Source organism: Neobacillus sp. BP17, from assembly GCF_059579525.1.
The window spans coordinates 3,806,038-3,821,838 of sequence record NZ_CM184198.1 but is presented as its reverse complement, the minus strand read 5'-3'; the positions used below and the strand labels follow the sequence as shown (position 1 = coordinate 3,821,838).

Genomic DNA, 15,801 nt, shown 5'->3' with positions numbered 1-15,801 from the left:
GTGAATTTTTTATGTATTCATTACCGTTTAAGGAAATGACATTTTTTAAAGTGAGATATTTGTTAATCAGCTTTATTCTCTTTTTTGTAGCGATACTTGTTTTTGTCATTAGTGGACTTGCCAATGGCTTGTCGATGAATAATGCTTCTTCGATTATTAACATGCCGGCACATTCTTTGTACCTGCAAAAAAGTGCAGAGGGGCGCATTGATCGCTCGCATTTAACGGTGGATATAGAAAAATTGACAGCAAAAAGTGAGGCTCAGCCAATTGGTATTCAAATGGGGGCCATTTCTAAAGTGAATTCTGAAGATAAATTAGATATTACATTTATGGCTGTACAGCCAGGAAGTTTTTTAGATCCAGATGGTAAGAGTTTAGAATCAAACGGGGAGAATTCTGTCATACTAGACCGCTCGCTATCGGGAACTCTTAAGAAAGGAATGATTGTGAAAGATGCGCGGAGCGGGGTCAGTTTAAGGGTTGCGGGCTTCCTTGATGACAAAACCTTTAGCCATACACCAGTTGCGCTTATTTCCCTTGACACCTGGGAGGAACTCGCTGGCGGCTCAAACAAAAGTGAATATAACGGAATTGCCATAAACAAAGCGGATCTAGGATTGGAAAAATCCATTTCTAGTTTATATAAAGATGGGGAATGGGTAAAAAAGGATCAAGTGGTCAAGGGCATTCCTGGGTATTCGGCTGAACAAAATTCGCTTTATATGATGTTATCGTTTTTAATCGTGATCGCTTTGTTTGTATTAGCCGCATTCTTTTATATTATGACCATACAAAAAACGGCACAGTTTGGCATCTTAAAAGCCATCGGTGCTAAATCGAGTCAATTGGTTAAATCAACTATCTTTCAGGTGATTATGTTATCTATTGTTAGTATTGCAGCAGCTGTAGCCTTTACTAAGGGCTTTATGTCTATTCTTCCTGATGATATCCCATTTATATTTGATTTTGTGCAAATTGCTAAATTCTCAGGGTTATTATTTATTGTGTCGATATTCGGCTCATTATTATCGGTATTTAATATTGTGAAGGCCGATCCAATTCAAGCAATGGGGAGAGTAGAATAATATGATGATGGAACCATTAAAATTAGAACAGGTTGAAAAATCATTTAAAGATGGCGATAAGGAAAATCATATCGTGAAAAACTTATCCTTCCGTTTAAAAACGGGCGAAGTGGTTGCGATTATTGGTCCTTCAGGGTCGGGAAAATCCACGTTTTTATCGATTGCAGGTGCTTTGCAATCTCCTGATAAAGGAAAAGTCATTGTAAATGGCACAGACATTGCAACCTTTAGTGATATTGATAAAGCAAACATTAGATTAAATCACCTAGGTTATATTTTCCAAACATCGAACTTAGTCCCTTATTTAAAGGTAGAAGAGCAATTGAGCCTTGTTTTAAAAATGGCGAACCAGTGGAGCAAGGAAAGTAAAAGAAAGATTAACGAGATGTTAGTTGCAGTTGGGATGGAGCAACGATCTAAATTTTATCCCCGCCAGTTATCGGGTGGAGAAAAGCAACGAGTCGCCATTGCTAGAGCGTTTATTAATGATCCGGAAATCATCTTAGCGGATGAACCAACAGCCAGTTTGGATTCAAATCGAAGCATGTCCATAATTGAGTTAATCGCAAAAATCGTTAAGGAGCAAAACAAATCTGCTATCATTGTTACACACGACGAACAGATTCTGCCGCTATGTGATCGGATTTACGTAATGAAGGATGGACAACTTATGGAGCAAGGAAACAGAGTTTAAATGTAAAGTGCTAGCAATCTGAGTGATTGCTAGCTTTTTAGAAGATAAAGTTGAATTGTGCAAAAGAATTAACAAAAGATGTTAAAATGGAGGTATTACTAAATACCAAAAGAGGAGAATTTATTATGAGCTTTGTTCGGAACAAATTCAGTGCGAAGTTTTTCCTTTTCCTCGTATTAGCTTTTCTGTTGATTCATGTGCCCATTCTAGGAAACTATGTAAAAGTCATCAATACGCTTATCCATGAGTCGGGTCATGCATTAATTGCTCTTTTTGGCGGGAATGTCGAACGAATATCGTTATTTATGAACTCCGAAGGGGCGACATACAGTAATCAGTCAACCTGGATTGGCAGTTTGTTAACAAGCCTAGGTGGATACACCTTTGCCTCTTTTATGTCATTTATATCATTTTTATTAATTGGAAAGAAGAAACAAATTGTTCTGGTGGATCTATTGTTAGGTTTTATTGCCTTGAATCTTATCTTTTGGGTAAGAAATCCATATGGTTTGTTTTGGTTATGTTCATTTGCCATTGTTTTTTTGTTCCTGCTTATTAAGGGAAGTCAAAATTTCAAGGATCATTTATTACTCTTGATTGCCTCGATATTAATGGTTGATTCCGTCCAAAGTGCGTATGAAATCTTTTACATCAGCTTATTTCAACCACAGGCCGCAGGGGATGCATCAAATCTAGCCAGGCTCACAGGAGTCCTTCCAGCACAATTTTGGGGGCTTTTCTTCATGGTTCAGGCTCTGTGGTTTTGTTTCTATGGGTTAAAAAGAGGATATTACAAGCTTGGGAGTTGAAGAAATTCAGCTAATATTAGAAGCCCGCCTTGTTTCTGCGGGCTTGTTTAGATTATTTTTGTAAATCTTTTTTCGTCATCTCACTGCGAATATCTTTTTCTTTTGAAAACTCTGTATCTTGATTTTTGTTGTTAGGGTATTTATTTTTTCGTTCTCTGTTATCATTCTTGTTAGTCATAATAAGCCTCCTTTTTAGTTACCTCGGAGATTATTTTGTGCAAGGGAGAACTTTTTACTCCCATTTAATACAAAGTTAAGAATGGAAGCATAAGCTATTATAGTGAGCAGCTAAAACGGAAGGGTGAGTATGTAATTGGATACTTTAGATGCAATTAAAACACGTAGAAACATAAAAAAATTTAAATCCATGGAGATTGACCAAAATTTAATCGATACATGGTTAGAGGCTGCATCAATGGCACCCAATCACCGCATGACGGAACCATGGGAGATTTTTTTTATTGGAGCAGAAACGAGAGAAAAGCTAAACCATAAAACAAATTTTGGAAACGCACCAATGGTTATGATGGTCTTATCAAAGCGTGGAGCAACAACAGTGGAAACTGAGGAAAACGCAATGGCAACGGCGTGCTTTATTCAAAATTTTAATTTAGCTGCGTGGTCAGAAGGGGTTGGGACCTTTTGGTCATCTATCGGCATCACGCCAAAAAACAGGGCTATCCTTCAAGTACCGGACGGATATGACATAATAGGCGTACTTGGAGTAGGATATCCCGAAGTGATTCCAGAGCCAAAACCACGGACACCAATTAAGAATAAAATAAGTAACTTGCCTTGATAGGAAAAGAAAGAGCCAACCGATGAATGGTTGGCTCTTAATATAAGCTAGGTAGCCTCATTGTATTCTAATGTAAGAGTGTCGATAATTTCTTGAACAGGGAGAATATCTTGAATTTCGCCGACTCTCGCTCCAGCAAACACAAGCCCATTTTCGACGTCGCCTCCCATCGAAACCAATAAAGAATCCATAGTACAGAATCGATAGGAACAATTTTTTAAGCAATCAATGCATTTAGTGATTTTTAACTTGTCCTTTCCACTAATTAATTTAGCAAAATGATTGTTTATTGCCCTTCCATGAAGACCTACTGTAGTTTTAACTAAAACTAAATCATCTTTTCTTGCATCAACATATTTTTGCTTAAAAGCTAATGGGGCATCACATTCTTCGCTGGCGACAAAACGTGTCCCCATTTGAACTCCTGAGGCGCCCATAGCAAGCGCTCTTGCAATATCTCCGCCAGTCAGAATACCTCCTGCAGCAATAACCGGTATGGAAACTGCTTCAACCACTTCAGGTAGGATATCAAACATTGGGCGGTCGGTGCCAAGGTGACCACCTGCTTCAAAGCCTTCAACGACAACCGCTGCAGCCCCAAGTCTTTCGGAAATCCTAGCTAATTTAGCAGATGAGACGATTGAAATAACTGGAATTCCTGCTTGTTTTCCCCATGCATACATATCTCTTGAAATTCCAGCACCCGAGATAATAAAATCAACTTTCTCTTCAAGGGCAGCTTTCATTTTTTCAGCAAAGTCATTCATCGCGAATAGAACATTAACACCGATGTATCCAGCATCTTTAACCAGACTTTTCGCCTTTCTAATATGTGCTCTCATTTCGTCCGTGGAAATCCCTGTTCCAGAGATAATCCCAATACCGCCAGCATTTGCGACAGCTGATGCCAATTTACTAAGTGATATACCTACACCCATACCGCCTTGCATAATCGGAACCTTTGGCATCATATGACCTATTTTAAGTTGTGGAAAGTTCAATTTATTACCCCGTTTCATTGTTTTTGTAGAAACTTCTCATGCATCATACCATTTCATTTTAGAGATGTCTGTGATTACTATCACCAGGTCATAATGGCAGGTGGTATGAATTTCTAATATGTTACAATAAACTTGATGTTAATTCATAACAACATTCCGTATAAAAAAATTGTTGAAACCAAACGATACGAAATGAAGTTAAAAATGGATGGTGGTAATTGTCATGATTTTATTTACTGATATAGACCTTGATGGGCTTGGATGCGGGCTAATCGCGAAACTTGCTTTTGGAGAAAAAGCGAATGTATTTTACTGTTCTTATAGGAATTTAAATCAAAGAGTGGAAGCAGTGATTAAAAACCCTGAGAATAATAATGTAGAAATATATATTACCGACTTGGCGGTAAATGAGCATGTGGAAAAAAAACTCGAGGAGCGGTTTAAACAAGGCAAACCTGTTCAAATGATTGATCATCATGTGACAGCCTTGCATTTTAATGAATATAAATGGGGAAGCGTTATTCCCGAGTATGAAACGGGCAAGAAGACATGTGCCACTTCATTATTTTATGATCACTTGATTTCAAATGGAATCATGGAGAGAAATAAGGCGCTTGAGGAATTTATTGAGTTAGTCCGCCAATACGATACGTGGGAATGGGATGAAACCAATAATGTAACGGCGAAACGCCTAAATGATTTATTTTACATACGGAATAGAGAGCAGTTTGAAGAAGAAATGCTTAAGAGGTTAACGGAAAATACCAAATCGTTTATGTTATCTGAAACGGAGAATATGCTTCTAGATATTGAGGAACAAAAGATTAATCGATATATTTATTCAAAAAGCCGACAAATTGTTCAAACCTTTATTGATGATTATTGTGTAGGGATCGTACACGCAGAACAATATTTATCGGAGTTAGGAAATGCGCTAAATAATTTATATCCGCATATGGATATGATTATTCTATTGAATATGAGTGGAAAGAAAATGGGTTTTCGAACCATTCATGATGAAGTAAATGTCGCAAAATTTGCAAAGAGATATGGTGGAGGTGGACATCCAAAAGCATCTGGTTCTGAAATGACAAGTGAGGCGTTTAAGCAATTTGTGGTGGATGTGTTTGGAATTCTGCCGCTTAAACCAGATGCGGATCGGAATGAATATAACGTGAAGACTTCTCATTCTGGGACAGCTTTTCAAAATCAAATGGGTGATATTACATACATCATCCCTAGCAGTGAGAGTGAATATTTTATTGTGCACAATAAGAAGAAACTGGATCAAACCTTTGCTACATTTGAAACTGCTGAGCGTTATCTCAAAAGAAATTTTTCTTCTTGGCTTCAGTATGACCAAGATTATCTCTATCAGTTATCTGCCACACTAAAGATGCCAATTGATAAGATAAAGGATAACCATGCGGAGATTATCAGCAATTACTTAGTCGATATACTTTAGAAGTAAAAGAGAGCTTGGGATTCCCAAGCTCTCTTTGCGTCATAAATTGGGGATTATTAAAAATTAAGATTCCGTTAAGGCGTGAATGGTAGTATAATCGTAGGTATTTGTTAGTGTTATTTCAGTATCGTAATTATCGTGAAACAGAAAGTAATTCCGTTAACATCCTCCTGTAATATTCAAACGGTATAATGGTTTTAGACACTATATTTTATGGTTTGGATAAGGGGAATTAATGGAGTATCAAATTTAACATTATTTCAAAATACCTTTTTGATAAAAAATAATGGGGTGATAGGATGGCTTCAACTTCAAAAAGGAGTAAGTATTTTGACAATGCCAAATTTATCTTGATTTTTCTGGTTGTCTTTGGGCACCTAATAAGTCCGTTAAAAGAGGAAGACGGGATTCTATTTACTTTATATACAGTCATTTTTCTCTTTCACATGCCAGCATTTATTTTTATCTCTGGATACTTTGCAAAGGGTTTTAAAAAGAAAGGCTATATTGTAAAGTCAATTAAAAAAATATTATTGCCTTATTTCATTTTCCAAATCATTTATTCGGTTTATTATTATTTAAATGGTCAGGAAGCTAGTCTGGAGTTCGATTTTTTACATCCACATTGGTCACTATGGTTTTTGCTGAGTTTGTTTTGTTGGAATTTATTACTTTATGTTTTTGCCAGATTTAGATGGGTCGGATTTTGTTTCTCCATCGTATTAGGAATAGCCATTGGATTTATTGATGATGTGGGTAGCTATTTAAGCTTGTCTAGAACATTTGTCTTTTTTCCGTATTTTTTATTGGGTTTTTTACTAAATGGCGATCAGTTGAAAAAAGCGATTCGTTCAAAATATTCACGTCATGTTGGATTAGTTATTATTCTCGGAACGCTGTTTTCTTTTGGGTTCAGTTTACCGCATAACGTCGTGCCGTGGCTTTTGGGAGATACTTCCTATGCCAATATGGGACAAGAGGAATGGGTGGATGGACTTTATCGAGGCTTCCAATATCTGCTGACATTAATTGTCGTCTACGGATTTCTCACGGTTATACCTTCCAACCCACTAAAGGTATCGAAAATAGGTGAAAGAACGTTGTATGTCTATTTGTTACATGGTTTTATAATCAAATCACTTGAAGTAGCCGTTATTGACCAAAATTTATTTAATTTCTCAGGACAATATCTTTTACTAATTATCCTTTCTTTCGTCATCTGTTTAATCCTTGGCAGCTACGTCACTAAAAAATATACGCGTCCTATTGTGGAATTAAAGATTTAAGTAATTAAGGGAATCGTAAAGAGCCGAACATATACCTGTTCGGCTCTTTTTAATGTTATAAGAATCCAAATAATGAGCTGACAATATTTTTCTTTTTTCTTTTACCCTTACTTGAATCAAATACCATAGGGTCATCTAATTGAGAAGGTATATTCACTTTACTAAGAAGCTTTTGGAATTGTTCAAGTTGCCTAGTTAATTCATTTACTTGAGATTGTAATTCTTCTATTTCACGCCGGTGCTGTAAGAGTTGATATGAAACAACAGAATCTGCCTTGGAATGAAGGGCAATTTCTAATTTACTAACTTTTGCAGTCAATTCTTCTAATGCGTGATTGTTTTCTACGGCCTTTACAGCACCTTTTCTAGGAATTTTGTTCTCTTTGATTGGTGTGATTTCCTGGATTAATGTTCCATTTTGGAGTTGTTCATGGATTTTTTTTAATACTTCGATATCCTCGTTGTTAAAATGATAATGTCCGCGCTCATTTCTTTCCATTGGTAACTCGAGCTGTTTGACCCAGCGTTGAATAGTACTGGTAGAAACACCTAATAATTTTGCTACTTCACTAGTATTCATTTCGAATCCCTCCAATGAATTAATTAAATCTTAACCTAAATTAAGACCAGAATTTCCACCATTTCTTTTCTTTTGTTGCTGCTACATCCCGATAGCTGTTCAACATTTGTTGAAAGGCAATTTCACGTTGTGTAATTTCTTGTCGGTATTGTTCTCGCTCTTCAAGGAAGAATTCGCGCTCTTTGTTCATGGCCTCCGTTAAACTTGAGATTTCGTTGTTTGTAACATCTACATAGTGGGATAATTCCTCTGATGTTTCTGATAACTGTTTGGAGAGTGTATAAATTTCCTGAGAAGTTTCGATTGCTGCGTTGGTAATATTGTTAGAAAGGTAGTGTAAGGAGTCTGCCGAGAGTTCAGATGCTTTTTCTAAGCTCTTTGATAAATCTTGGATTTCTGCCTGCGTGTTAGCAGATGATTTATATATAGAGTCAGAGATTGACTTAACGGTTGTATAGGTCCCTTTGTTTATTTCCTTCTTTACTTCTTCCACTACTTCCTTTCGCACAACATTACGTATTTCATTTTTTACTTCGCTTAAGAAAGTTTCCTTATACGTATCCATTGCTTCGAAAAACTGATGCGCATCAATGGCATCCTGTATAGTAATTTGCGCGGAGGGTTCTGAAAGGACCTCGAGTGAAACTTGAGTAATCTCTTGTATTAATTCACTTTCGGGATGTAATTTCTTATGCATAATTTCTCTAATTTCTTCCTTAGTTAATTTATTTTCATACATTCTTTTAATTTCTACTAGTTTTTCAATTTCTAATTCTGTATAAATCCTTGCCCCTTGCTTTGTTCGGGGAATCTCGAGTAATTCCTCTAAATCTTTTTCCCACTGACGGACAACGCCTGGTTTGATATTTATTTTTTTTGCCGCTTCTTTTAAGGTATAGGTCTTCATTAGAACAGTCATTCCTTTCTATTTATCTAGGAAATAATTCATCTTCTGTAAGTTATTCACCATTTGGTATTACTTTTTCCTGCAAGATGACAAAAGCTATCAAAACAAGACGGAAACCATGAAATAACAACATTTTTTTTGCGAAAAGCATTTTCTAAAATAAATATTTGCAAAAAAACAATTGAGAGAAATGATATAGAGGTTTATTATATGAAGTGAAAAAGATAAAGAAAGAAGGAGCAACATGTGGATTGCAGCGGCCTTTATTACTATGGTTTGCTTCGGGGCAAATAATACGATTTTTAAGTGGAGTACGGGGATGAGGGTCTCGAAGGTACATATACAGTTCTTTTTTTATTTTGTTGCCTTTGTCTTAACATTAGGATTTGCGATTGTTAATGAAACCGTTCATCTAAACGTAATGACTATTCTGCTGGGAGCTTTGATTGGTATACTAAATGCAAACGGCAATATCCAAATGTCAAAGGCTTTTGAAAAAGGGCCTGCTAGTTTAACCTCACCATTAATAGGCACGAATACTATATTTCCAATCATTTGTGCAGCCTTTGTTTTTCATGAACAAATTACATTGATTCAGTGGTTAGGGATTGTATTTATGCTAGGGTCTGCCATGGCAATTCAATATTCAACGGAAAAAAAACGAAGGACCAATTATCTTCCTTGGATGATTCGTGTGGGCCTAGCGATTGTATCCTTTGGAATATTAGGGATTTTAATGAAAACAACCTCTTATATGCATCTCAATTCATTGAATATCCTCATCTCTATGTATGGTGGCGGAAGTATTTATTTAATTATTTGTAGTGTCCTGACAAAGGAAAAATGGCAGAGATCAGAAGTCAATGTGGGTTCGATTGTAGGTCTAATTAGTATTTTAGGCTATAGTTGTTATTTCTACGCACTTAAAACAGGGACAGCTAGTATCGTCTTTCCAGTAGTAAGTCTAAATTGTCTAGTCGTTGTTCTAGCTGGATTTCTGCTTTATAAAGAAAAACTTAAAAGGTATCAAGTTATTGGCGTTCTTACTGCCATAGTTGGGATCATTTTTACGAAGTTATAAAAAAGTGCAGGCCTTTCAGTTTAATTGAAAGGTTCTGCACTTTTTTTCTAGCTCAAACTTTAGTTAATGAGACCAAGCTTTTTCAATCCATTAAAAATACCAGAATTAGTGACCTCTGTCGTTTTATGTTTGGCATATTGAAAAAGATCAGGATGTCCGTTTCCCATCGCAAAGCCTTCCCCCACAGTTTGAAGCATTTCCTTATCGTTCATTCCATCTCCAAAGGCAATTGAACTTTCCTTATCGATTCCAAGTCTCTCTAATACTACTTGAACTCCAAAACCTTTGTTCACACTATCTTGAATGACATCATAACAATGGCGCATTCCGTCGACATTGACTTGTGATAAGTGGATTTCCTCTTCATTTTCCTGATAAAGGGCAGGATCGTCTTTTTTTAAATTCACCAGTGTCATCCCTAAGACAGCGTTATTGACTGCCGGTGAATACGGTTCATTTTTGTGTAAGTGAAATTTGTGCATAAATTCAGTGCTAATCTCTGCTTCTATATTGGTAAAAACGTTCTTACTATTTGTATAAAGGACCACTTCATGCTGATTTTCCTTTGCAATTTCTAAGAATTTTGTAACGGTTGAGCTGTTCATTGGTTTCTGGTAGAGGTCCTTCCCTTTATAAATGGCATAGGCTCCGTTATAACCAATGAATGAATGAATATTCAACTCCTTGCCAAGTTCATCTATTTCATGAAGCGGCCTCCCGGTTGCTAAGAAAACCTCCACCCCTTTTGCTTGGACTTGTGAAATGGCTTCTTTGGTGGAATCCTCGATTGTATCATCAGGTCTCAGTAGTGTTCCATCAATATCTAAAAATAAAACTTTGTAATTGGTCACGTCCCTAGCTCCTTCTTCAAAAATTATTGGTTTTAGTCTACCACTTTTCGATAATGGAAGTCACATTTATCTAATTGTGTTGTTTTCCAAGCTTGGAGGAATAATAAAGGGAATAGACATCAATATGAAAAAGTGAGGCAAAAAAATTATGAAAAAGATGTTCCTTCTATTCCTGTCTCTTCTCATTTTAGGACTTCCAAAAAATGTGGCAGCAAAGCAAAAAGTTCCGATTCTAGTCTATCACTCCATCGACCAATATAGTGGGACTGGCTCTAAGGAGCTATATGTGACACCAGAAAACTTCGAGAAACAAATGACCTATTTAAGAGACCATGGGTATACCTTATTAACTTTCGAGCGTTGGCAGGATATAGAATCAGTCCGAAAGCCAATATTTATCACCTTAGATGACGGGTATAAAAACAATCTCCATGCGTTTTCAATTCTACAAAAGCTGTCAAATAGAAATTTTCATCCGACTGCTACCTTTTTTGTGATTTCCGATTTCATCGGTAGAACGAACCGCTTAACAAATTCGGATCTAAGAATGCTAGTAAATACAGGATTAATCTCAGTTCAGTCACATACATCGACACATCCTGATTTAACCAAAGTGAATAACATAGAATACGAACTGAAGGAATCGAAAGAAAAAATTCAGAAAATAACAGGGAAACCGGTAATTGCAATCGCATACCCTTATGGAAATACGAATGAACATGTGGTGGCAGAAACAAAAAAATATTATCAATTTGGACTCACAACTACGCCAGGTCCATTTTCTCTGATGGGCTTTAAAAACGAACTCTACTATTTACCACGGATTTATATAAAATATTCAACCATGCTCGCTGATTTTGAACAAGCGGTGAAGGTAGAGTAAGCAGATAATGAAAAGACACTGTAAACTGTCCGCAATCTGTATGTAATCAAACAACGCTATAATAGTAAAACATAACTATGACTCTATTAGGGCGGGTGTTTATATGGAAGAGACAATGGTAAAATCCTACTTACAAAAATCACTAGATGAGTGGAAGGATGATATCTCACTAGTTTTAACTGAGATTGCGAATGAGTACGATGAGGTAGCACAGGAATTAAAAGTATATTCCTACAAATATGGAATCACCAAGCAAGTGATTCAATCGACAGTAAACGAAGAAATTATTGAAAAAATTCGTGATATGTATCATAAACCTTTTGAAGAAAGCTATAATCAGCTTAAAGAATACATAAAGGACTTAGAAGAAAAAAGGCGTGTATTTCAAATGTTTATTCAAAAGATTGAGGAAGTAACCAAAAAAGAATCGGCGAAAATTACTACTTATTAACAATAACTTCATCCTACAATTAGCGGCCTGATCATTGTGATTAGGCTGCTTTTTTTATTTGGCTGTTGTATAGGACCAGTGTATCCATTTCATGCATATATTGAAGCAAGAGTTTAATTGTGAGGTGTGAAACAAATGATTACCGCTACGATCGGCAGCAAAACCTATCGAATCCCAGATAACCTTGAGGAGTATTTTCAACCGTTTCGCTCACAAGTAATTGGGATAAACCAAGAATTTGAATCTCCTCTTGGAAAAAAGAAAATTGTCTATGCGGATTGGACGGCCAGCGGGCGTCTTTATCGTCCCATCGAGCAGAAGATTTCAGATGTATTTGGCCCATTTATGGCCAATACACATACAGAATCGAATATAACCAGTTTAATGATGACAGGAATATATAATCAATCCAAACAAATTATTAAGGACCATGTAAATGCCGACGAACATGATGCCCTGATTCTCGATGGATTTGGAATGACATCTGTTATGAATAAGTTTCAAAGACTATTGGGAATTAGAGTACATGAACAGTGGAAATCGCGGCTGGCACTTCCCGAGAGTGAGCGGCCCATTATTTTTATTACGCATATGGAACATCATTCCAACCAAACATCGTGGCTTGAAACAATAGGGGATGTAGTTATTTTACCTCCAGACTATGGTGGTAATGTGGACTGTAATCAGTTGGTCCAGATGCTTCAGCATTATAAAAATAGAAGAATGAAGATTGGTTCGTTTACAGCATGCTCGAATGTTACAGGGCTTCAAACTCCCTATCATCAATTAGCCAAAATCATGCATCAACATGGCGGGATCTGCTTAGTGGATTTCGCAGCATCAGCTCCGTATGTAACGATCAATATGCATCCAGTGGATCCCTTAGAAAAACTTGATGCCATCTTTTTCTCTCCGCATAAGTTTCTAGGAGGACCGGGTACTAGTGGGGTATTGGTTTTTGATACTCGACTGTATTCAAATCATGTTCCAGACCATCCAGGGGGCGGAACGGTGACATGGACGAATCCATGGGGAGGGCACCAATATTATGCTGATATCGAGTTGCGGGAGGATGGCGGGACACCCGGTATTCTTCAAGCGATTCGGACCGCCCTATGCTTGAACTTGAAAGAACAAATGGGTGTAGACAATATATTGAAACGTGAGAAAGAGCAGTTAAGTATCCTATTACCTAAATTAGGTGACATACCGGGTGTTCATATATTAGCTGGACATAAAAGCGATCGTCTCGGGATTGTTTCGTTTTATATTGAAAATATCCATTACAATTTAATTGTTCGCCTGCTCAATGATCGGTTTGGAATTCAGGTAAGAGGAGGGTGCTCTTGTGCAGGGACCTACGGGCATCATCTCCTTCATATTGATAAAGAATCCTCTTTACAAATTACTGAGAAAATTAACCAGGGGGACATGTCGCAGAAACCAGGATGGGTACGGTTCTCAATACATCCGATTATGACCAATGAAGAAATTATGTTGTTTGTAAATGCGATAAGAGAAATTATCTTAAACATTAATGAATGGAAGAATGATTATCTTTATGATAAGGCAAGTAATGATTACTTTTATGTCCACCACCAAAGAGAGGACATGGCTCCGCTATTTCGATTTGAATAATGAATAAGGTTACCCACAAACTTGTTTGGGCATATGCTGTCAAGAGAAAGGTGGGGTCATATGATTCACACAGTTAAGCCAGGGGAAACGCTGGGGATTATCTCTGCAAATTATCGCGTAAGTCTCCAAAGCCTTTATGCAGCTAATCCTGGGGTCGGGCATTTACATGTGGGACAAAAAATTCAAATTCCAGGTCTGCCAGAGCCTTCTACGATTCCATATTCCATTCAAATCTCTGTTGGTAAACGAAGACTTTCATTATACAATAATGGCAGACTAGTGAAAATTTTTCCCATCGCCGTAGGGAAGATGTTGACAAATACACCAACTGGGGATTTCGTGATTGTTAATCGGCAATATAATCCCGGGGGCCCCTTCGGCGTATTGTGGCTGTCGTTATCAAAACAGGGCTATGGTATTCATGGTACCAACAACCCAAGTTCGATAGGGAAAGCGGTCTCTCATGGCTGTGTAAGAATGTATAATCGGGATGTATTACAACTTGCAGAGATGGTACCTAATGGAACTCGCGTATTGATACGTCCTTAAGTGAGAAAAGGCAGATTTTCGAATCAGCCTTTTTTATTTATCTTTGGAATTCGTTTAATTAATTTCACAATCTTCACAAATTAACCAATCAAAATTATAATTTTTAATATAAAGGCAATTATGAGACCGAGGGGAGACGTTCGTATTGACAAAAGTATATATCATCCATGAAAATAACGACTGGACCATTCATCTTACAAAGCGGTTAGACGAATTAGGTGTGCCTTATGAAGAATGGCACTTAGACAGCGGCCGTCTGGACCTTTCAAAAGAACCGCCAGAAGGGGTTTTTTATAACCGGATGAGTGCGTCCTCACATACAAGAGGTCATCGGTTTGCGCCCGAATTTGCTGGACAAGTCCTTTCCTGGCTAGAAGCACACGGCAGAAAGATTATTAACGGGTCGCGAGCACTACATTTGGAAGTTAGTAAAGTAATTCAATACTTGGAACTTAATAAATACCGAATCGAAACACCTCGAACCATTGCAGCAGTAGGGAAGGAGCAAATCCTTGAGGCGGCAGTTGAATTTATGGGTAAACCTTTTATCACAAAACATAACCGAGCGGGGAAAGGGTTGGGTGTACAGCTTTTTCAATCTTTAGAGGGATTAATAAATTATGTAGAGGGACCTTCTTTCGAAGAACCAGTGGACGGGATAACATTAATTCAAGATTACATACAAGCACCGGAAAGTTTTATTACTCGCTGTGAATTTATCGGCGGGAAATTCGTTTATGCAGTTAAGGTAGATACGTCGGAAGGATTTCAATTATGCCCGGCAGATGCCTGCCAGATTGGTGATTTATTTTGTCCAGTTGGCGAAGAGAAGGAAGAGAAACCAAAATTTGAAATCATTGCTGGTTTTTCAGACCCTATAATTAAAAAGTATGAACAGGTACTTGCTGCTAACCAGATTCAAGTAGCCGGCATTGAATTTATCTGTAATGGAGCAGGCGAAATTTATACGTATGACATCAATACAAATACCAATTATAATTCAGAGGCTGAAGCAAGGGCAGGAAAATTTGGAATGTTAGAGCTTGCTAAGTTTTTGAAAGAAGAGCTAGAACGTTTGATAGTATAGTTTATATAAAAAGGTATAAAGATAAGGTGTGAATTTCTTCACGCCTTATCTTTATGTGACCAACTTTTAATTATTCTGCTTTTGCTGCTTGAATTTGAAGATTGATTTTTACTTTATCAGCAACAAGGACACCGCCCGTTTCAAGAGCAGCATTCCAAACGAGGCCATATTCAGAACGATTAATCGTACCTTCTGCACTAAAACCAACTTTTTCATTTCCCCATGGATCTTTTCCTTGACCCTCAAAAGTAACTGCAAAGGTTTCTGGCTTTGTTACACCGCGAAGTGTTAAATCACCAGTAACATTGTATTCACCATCGTCCGTTTTTTCAATTTTTGTGGAACGGAATGTCATCGCTGGATGATTGGCTGCATCAAAGAAATCTGCAGAAACTAAATGTCCGTCACGATCCTGATTTCTTGTATCTACACTTGCTGTATCAACGGTAAATTCAATATTTGCTGTTGTTAAATCTGTTGGATCTGCTTCGATTGTCGCATCAAATTTGTTGAAAGTACCTTTCACGTTTGCAATCATCATATGGCGAACAGAAAAATCTACACTACTGTGTGATGCATCAAGAGCCCATTTGGTTTTAGTCATTTTTAAATTCCTCCAGTATGTTTGTTTT

At 37.2% G+C, this 15,801-nt stretch carries 18 protein-coding genes; 12 read left to right on the top strand and 6 right to left on the bottom strand.

All coding sequences use genetic code 11. The features are described from left to right. The first annotated feature begins 11 nt into the window (after nucleotides 1-11). From AC4QJR_RS18500 to AC4QJR_RS18490, 3 genes are all read left to right on the top strand, one after another. Complete coding sequence (locus AC4QJR_RS18500; protein WP_496523816.1) at nucleotides 12-1,088, top strand: ABC transporter permease; 1,077 nt, start codon at nucleotides 12-14, stop codon at nucleotides 1,086-1,088. A gap of 4 nt (nucleotides 1,089-1,092) precedes the next feature. Continuing rightward, nucleotides 1,093-1,782: an ABC transporter ATP-binding protein gene (locus AC4QJR_RS18495; protein WP_496526708.1), complete on the top strand. Its 690-nt coding sequence runs from the start codon at nucleotides 1,093-1,095 to the stop codon at nucleotides 1,780-1,782. A 125-nt stretch (nucleotides 1,783-1,907) separates the two neighbouring features. Continuing rightward, nucleotides 1,908-2,591, top strand: a complete 684-nt coding sequence (locus AC4QJR_RS18490) for a M50 family metallopeptidase (RefSeq protein ID WP_496523815.1) — start codon at nucleotides 1,908-1,910, stop codon at nucleotides 2,589-2,591. Between the two features lie 52 nt (nucleotides 2,592-2,643). Here the strand turns inward: AC4QJR_RS18490 and AC4QJR_RS18485 are convergent, their stop codons facing one another. After that, nucleotides 2,644-2,769, bottom strand: coding sequence for a hypothetical protein (locus tag AC4QJR_RS18485; protein ID WP_285851459.1), 126 nt, complete (start codon nucleotides 2,767-2,769; stop codon nucleotides 2,644-2,646). 135 nt (nucleotides 2,770-2,904) lie between these two features. Here AC4QJR_RS18485 and AC4QJR_RS18480 point away from each other — a divergent pair, with 135 nt between their 5' ends. After that, a complete protein-coding gene (locus AC4QJR_RS18480) occupies nucleotides 2,905-3,390 on the top strand; it encodes a nitroreductase family protein (RefSeq protein ID WP_375374903.1) in 486 nt (161 codons plus the stop codon). Nucleotides 3,391-3,437: 47 nt separating this feature from the next. On the opposite strand, the gene AC4QJR_RS18475 is transcribed toward AC4QJR_RS18480, so the two are convergent. Then, entirely contained in the window at nucleotides 3,438-4,409 is a 972-nt protein-coding gene (locus tag AC4QJR_RS18475; RefSeq protein ID WP_496523814.1) for an NAD(P)H-dependent flavin oxidoreductase, read from the bottom strand. Nucleotides 4,410-4,614: 205 nt separating this feature from the next. On the opposite strand from AC4QJR_RS18475, the gene AC4QJR_RS18470 reads away from it, so the two are divergent. Together AC4QJR_RS18470 and AC4QJR_RS18465 are read left to right on the top strand one after the other, a co-directional pair. Further along, nucleotides 4,615-5,856, top strand: a complete 1,242-nt coding sequence (locus AC4QJR_RS18470) for a DHH family phosphoesterase (protein WP_496523813.1) — start codon at nucleotides 4,615-4,617, stop codon at nucleotides 5,854-5,856. 299 nt (nucleotides 5,857-6,155) lie between these two features. Beyond that, nucleotides 6,156-7,142, top strand: coding sequence for an acyltransferase family protein (locus tag AC4QJR_RS18465; RefSeq protein ID WP_496523812.1), 987 nt, complete (start codon nucleotides 6,156-6,158; stop codon nucleotides 7,140-7,142). A gap of 55 nt (nucleotides 7,143-7,197) precedes the next feature. On the opposite strand, the gene AC4QJR_RS18460 is transcribed toward AC4QJR_RS18465, so the two are convergent. Continuing rightward, on the bottom strand, nucleotides 7,198-7,722 hold the full coding sequence (locus AC4QJR_RS18460; protein WP_496523811.1) for a MerR family transcriptional regulator: 525 nt from the start codon (nucleotides 7,720-7,722) through the stop codon (nucleotides 7,198-7,200). A gap of 40 nt (nucleotides 7,723-7,762) precedes the next feature. Next, a complete protein-coding gene (locus AC4QJR_RS18455; RefSeq protein WP_496523810.1) occupies nucleotides 7,763-8,629 on the bottom strand; it encodes a MerR family transcriptional regulator in 867 nt (288 codons plus the stop codon). Nucleotides 8,630-8,873: 244 nt separating this feature from the next. On the opposite strand from AC4QJR_RS18455, the gene AC4QJR_RS18450 reads away from it, so the two are divergent. Then, on the top strand, nucleotides 8,874-9,710 hold the full coding sequence (locus AC4QJR_RS18450) for a DMT family transporter (protein ID WP_375374897.1): 837 nt from the start codon (nucleotides 8,874-8,876) through the stop codon (nucleotides 9,708-9,710). 59 nt (nucleotides 9,711-9,769) lie between these two features. Here the strand turns inward: AC4QJR_RS18450 and AC4QJR_RS18445 are convergent, their stop codons facing one another. After that, nucleotides 9,770-10,561 (bottom strand): Cof-type HAD-IIB family hydrolase, encoded by a 792-nt coding sequence (locus AC4QJR_RS18445; protein WP_375374896.1) that lies wholly within the window; start codon nucleotides 10,559-10,561, stop codon nucleotides 9,770-9,772. A 148-nt stretch (nucleotides 10,562-10,709) separates the two neighbouring features. Here AC4QJR_RS18445 and AC4QJR_RS18440 point away from each other — a divergent pair, with 148 nt between their 5' ends. From AC4QJR_RS18440 to AC4QJR_RS18420, 5 genes are all read left to right on the top strand, one after another. Continuing rightward, the gene (locus tag AC4QJR_RS18440) at nucleotides 10,710-11,444 is read left to right on the top strand and encodes a polysaccharide deacetylase family protein (RefSeq protein ID WP_496523809.1); all 735 of its coding nucleotides are present in this window, start codon (nucleotides 10,710-10,712) and stop codon (nucleotides 11,442-11,444) included. A 103-nt stretch (nucleotides 11,445-11,547) separates the two neighbouring features. Next, nucleotides 11,548-11,895: a hypothetical protein gene (locus tag AC4QJR_RS18435; RefSeq protein WP_026563700.1), complete on the top strand. Its 348-nt coding sequence runs from the start codon at nucleotides 11,548-11,550 to the stop codon at nucleotides 11,893-11,895. 135 nt (nucleotides 11,896-12,030) lie between these two features. Beyond that, nucleotides 12,031-13,533, top strand: a complete 1,503-nt coding sequence (locus tag AC4QJR_RS18430) for an aminotransferase class V-fold PLP-dependent enzyme (protein ID WP_496523808.1) — start codon at nucleotides 12,031-12,033, stop codon at nucleotides 13,531-13,533. A 60-nt stretch (nucleotides 13,534-13,593) separates the two neighbouring features. Continuing rightward, nucleotides 13,594-14,082, top strand: coding sequence for a L,D-transpeptidase family protein (locus AC4QJR_RS18425; RefSeq protein ID WP_098574945.1), 489 nt, complete (start codon nucleotides 13,594-13,596; stop codon nucleotides 14,080-14,082). Between the two features lie 145 nt (nucleotides 14,083-14,227). Then, the gene (locus tag AC4QJR_RS18420) at nucleotides 14,228-15,169 is read left to right on the top strand and encodes an ATP-grasp domain-containing protein (RefSeq protein WP_496523807.1); all 942 of its coding nucleotides are present in this window, start codon (nucleotides 14,228-14,230) and stop codon (nucleotides 15,167-15,169) included. A gap of 70 nt (nucleotides 15,170-15,239) precedes the next feature. On the opposite strand, the gene AC4QJR_RS18415 is transcribed toward AC4QJR_RS18420, so the two are convergent. Continuing rightward, nucleotides 15,240-15,773 carry a YceI family protein gene (locus tag AC4QJR_RS18415; RefSeq protein WP_496523806.1) on the bottom strand — a complete coding sequence of 178 codons (534 nt, stop codon included), beginning with the start codon at nucleotides 15,771-15,773 and terminating at the stop codon, nucleotides 15,240-15,242. Nucleotides 15,774-15,801: the final 28 nt, after the last annotated feature.

Bases quoted from the DNA above. Each gene is read 5' to 3' on its own strand.
- AC4QJR_RS18430 (WP_496523808.1), top strand. From the start codon at position 12,031: ATGATTACCGCTACGATCGGCAGCAAAACCTATCGAATCCCAGATAAC.
- AC4QJR_RS18440 (WP_496523809.1), top strand. From the start codon at position 10,710: ATGAAAAAGATGTTCCTTCTATTCCTGTCTCTTCTCATTTTAGGACTT.
- AC4QJR_RS18490 (WP_496523815.1), top strand. From the start codon at position 1,908: ATGAGCTTTGTTCGGAACAAATTCAGTGCGAAGTTTTTCCTTTTCCTC.
- AC4QJR_RS18450 (WP_375374897.1), top strand. From the start codon at position 8,874: ATGTGGATTGCAGCGGCCTTTATTACTATGGTTTGCTTCGGGGCAAAT.
- AC4QJR_RS18485 (WP_285851459.1), bottom strand. From the start codon at position 2,769: ATGACTAACAAGAATGATAACAGAGAACGAAAAAATAAATACCCTAAC.
- AC4QJR_RS18415 (WP_496523806.1), bottom strand. From the start codon at position 15,773: ATGACTAAAACCAAATGGGCTCTTGATGCATCACACAGTAGTGTAGAT.
- AC4QJR_RS18435 (WP_026563700.1), top strand. From the start codon at position 11,548: ATGGAAGAGACAATGGTAAAATCCTACTTACAAAAATCACTAGATGAG.
- AC4QJR_RS18475 (WP_496523814.1), bottom strand. From the start codon at position 4,409: ATGAAACGGGGTAATAAATTGAACTTTCCACAACTTAAAATAGGTCAT.
- AC4QJR_RS18425 (WP_098574945.1), top strand. From the start codon at position 13,594: ATGATTCACACAGTTAAGCCAGGGGAAACGCTGGGGATTATCTCTGCA.
- AC4QJR_RS18500 (WP_496523816.1), top strand. From the start codon at position 12: ATGTATTCATTACCGTTTAAGGAAATGACATTTTTTAAAGTGAGATAT.
- AC4QJR_RS18465 (WP_496523812.1), top strand. From the start codon at position 6,156: ATGGCTTCAACTTCAAAAAGGAGTAAGTATTTTGACAATGCCAAATTT.
- AC4QJR_RS18470 (WP_496523813.1), top strand. From the start codon at position 4,615: ATGATTTTATTTACTGATATAGACCTTGATGGGCTTGGATGCGGGCTA.
- AC4QJR_RS18495 (WP_496526708.1), top strand. From the start codon at position 1,093: ATGATGGAACCATTAAAATTAGAACAGGTTGAAAAATCATTTAAAGAT.
- AC4QJR_RS18455 (WP_496523810.1), bottom strand. From the start codon at position 8,629: ATGAAGACCTATACCTTAAAAGAAGCGGCAAAAAAAATAAATATCAAA.
- AC4QJR_RS18460 (WP_496523811.1), bottom strand. From the start codon at position 7,722: ATGAATACTAGTGAAGTAGCAAAATTATTAGGTGTTTCTACCAGTACT.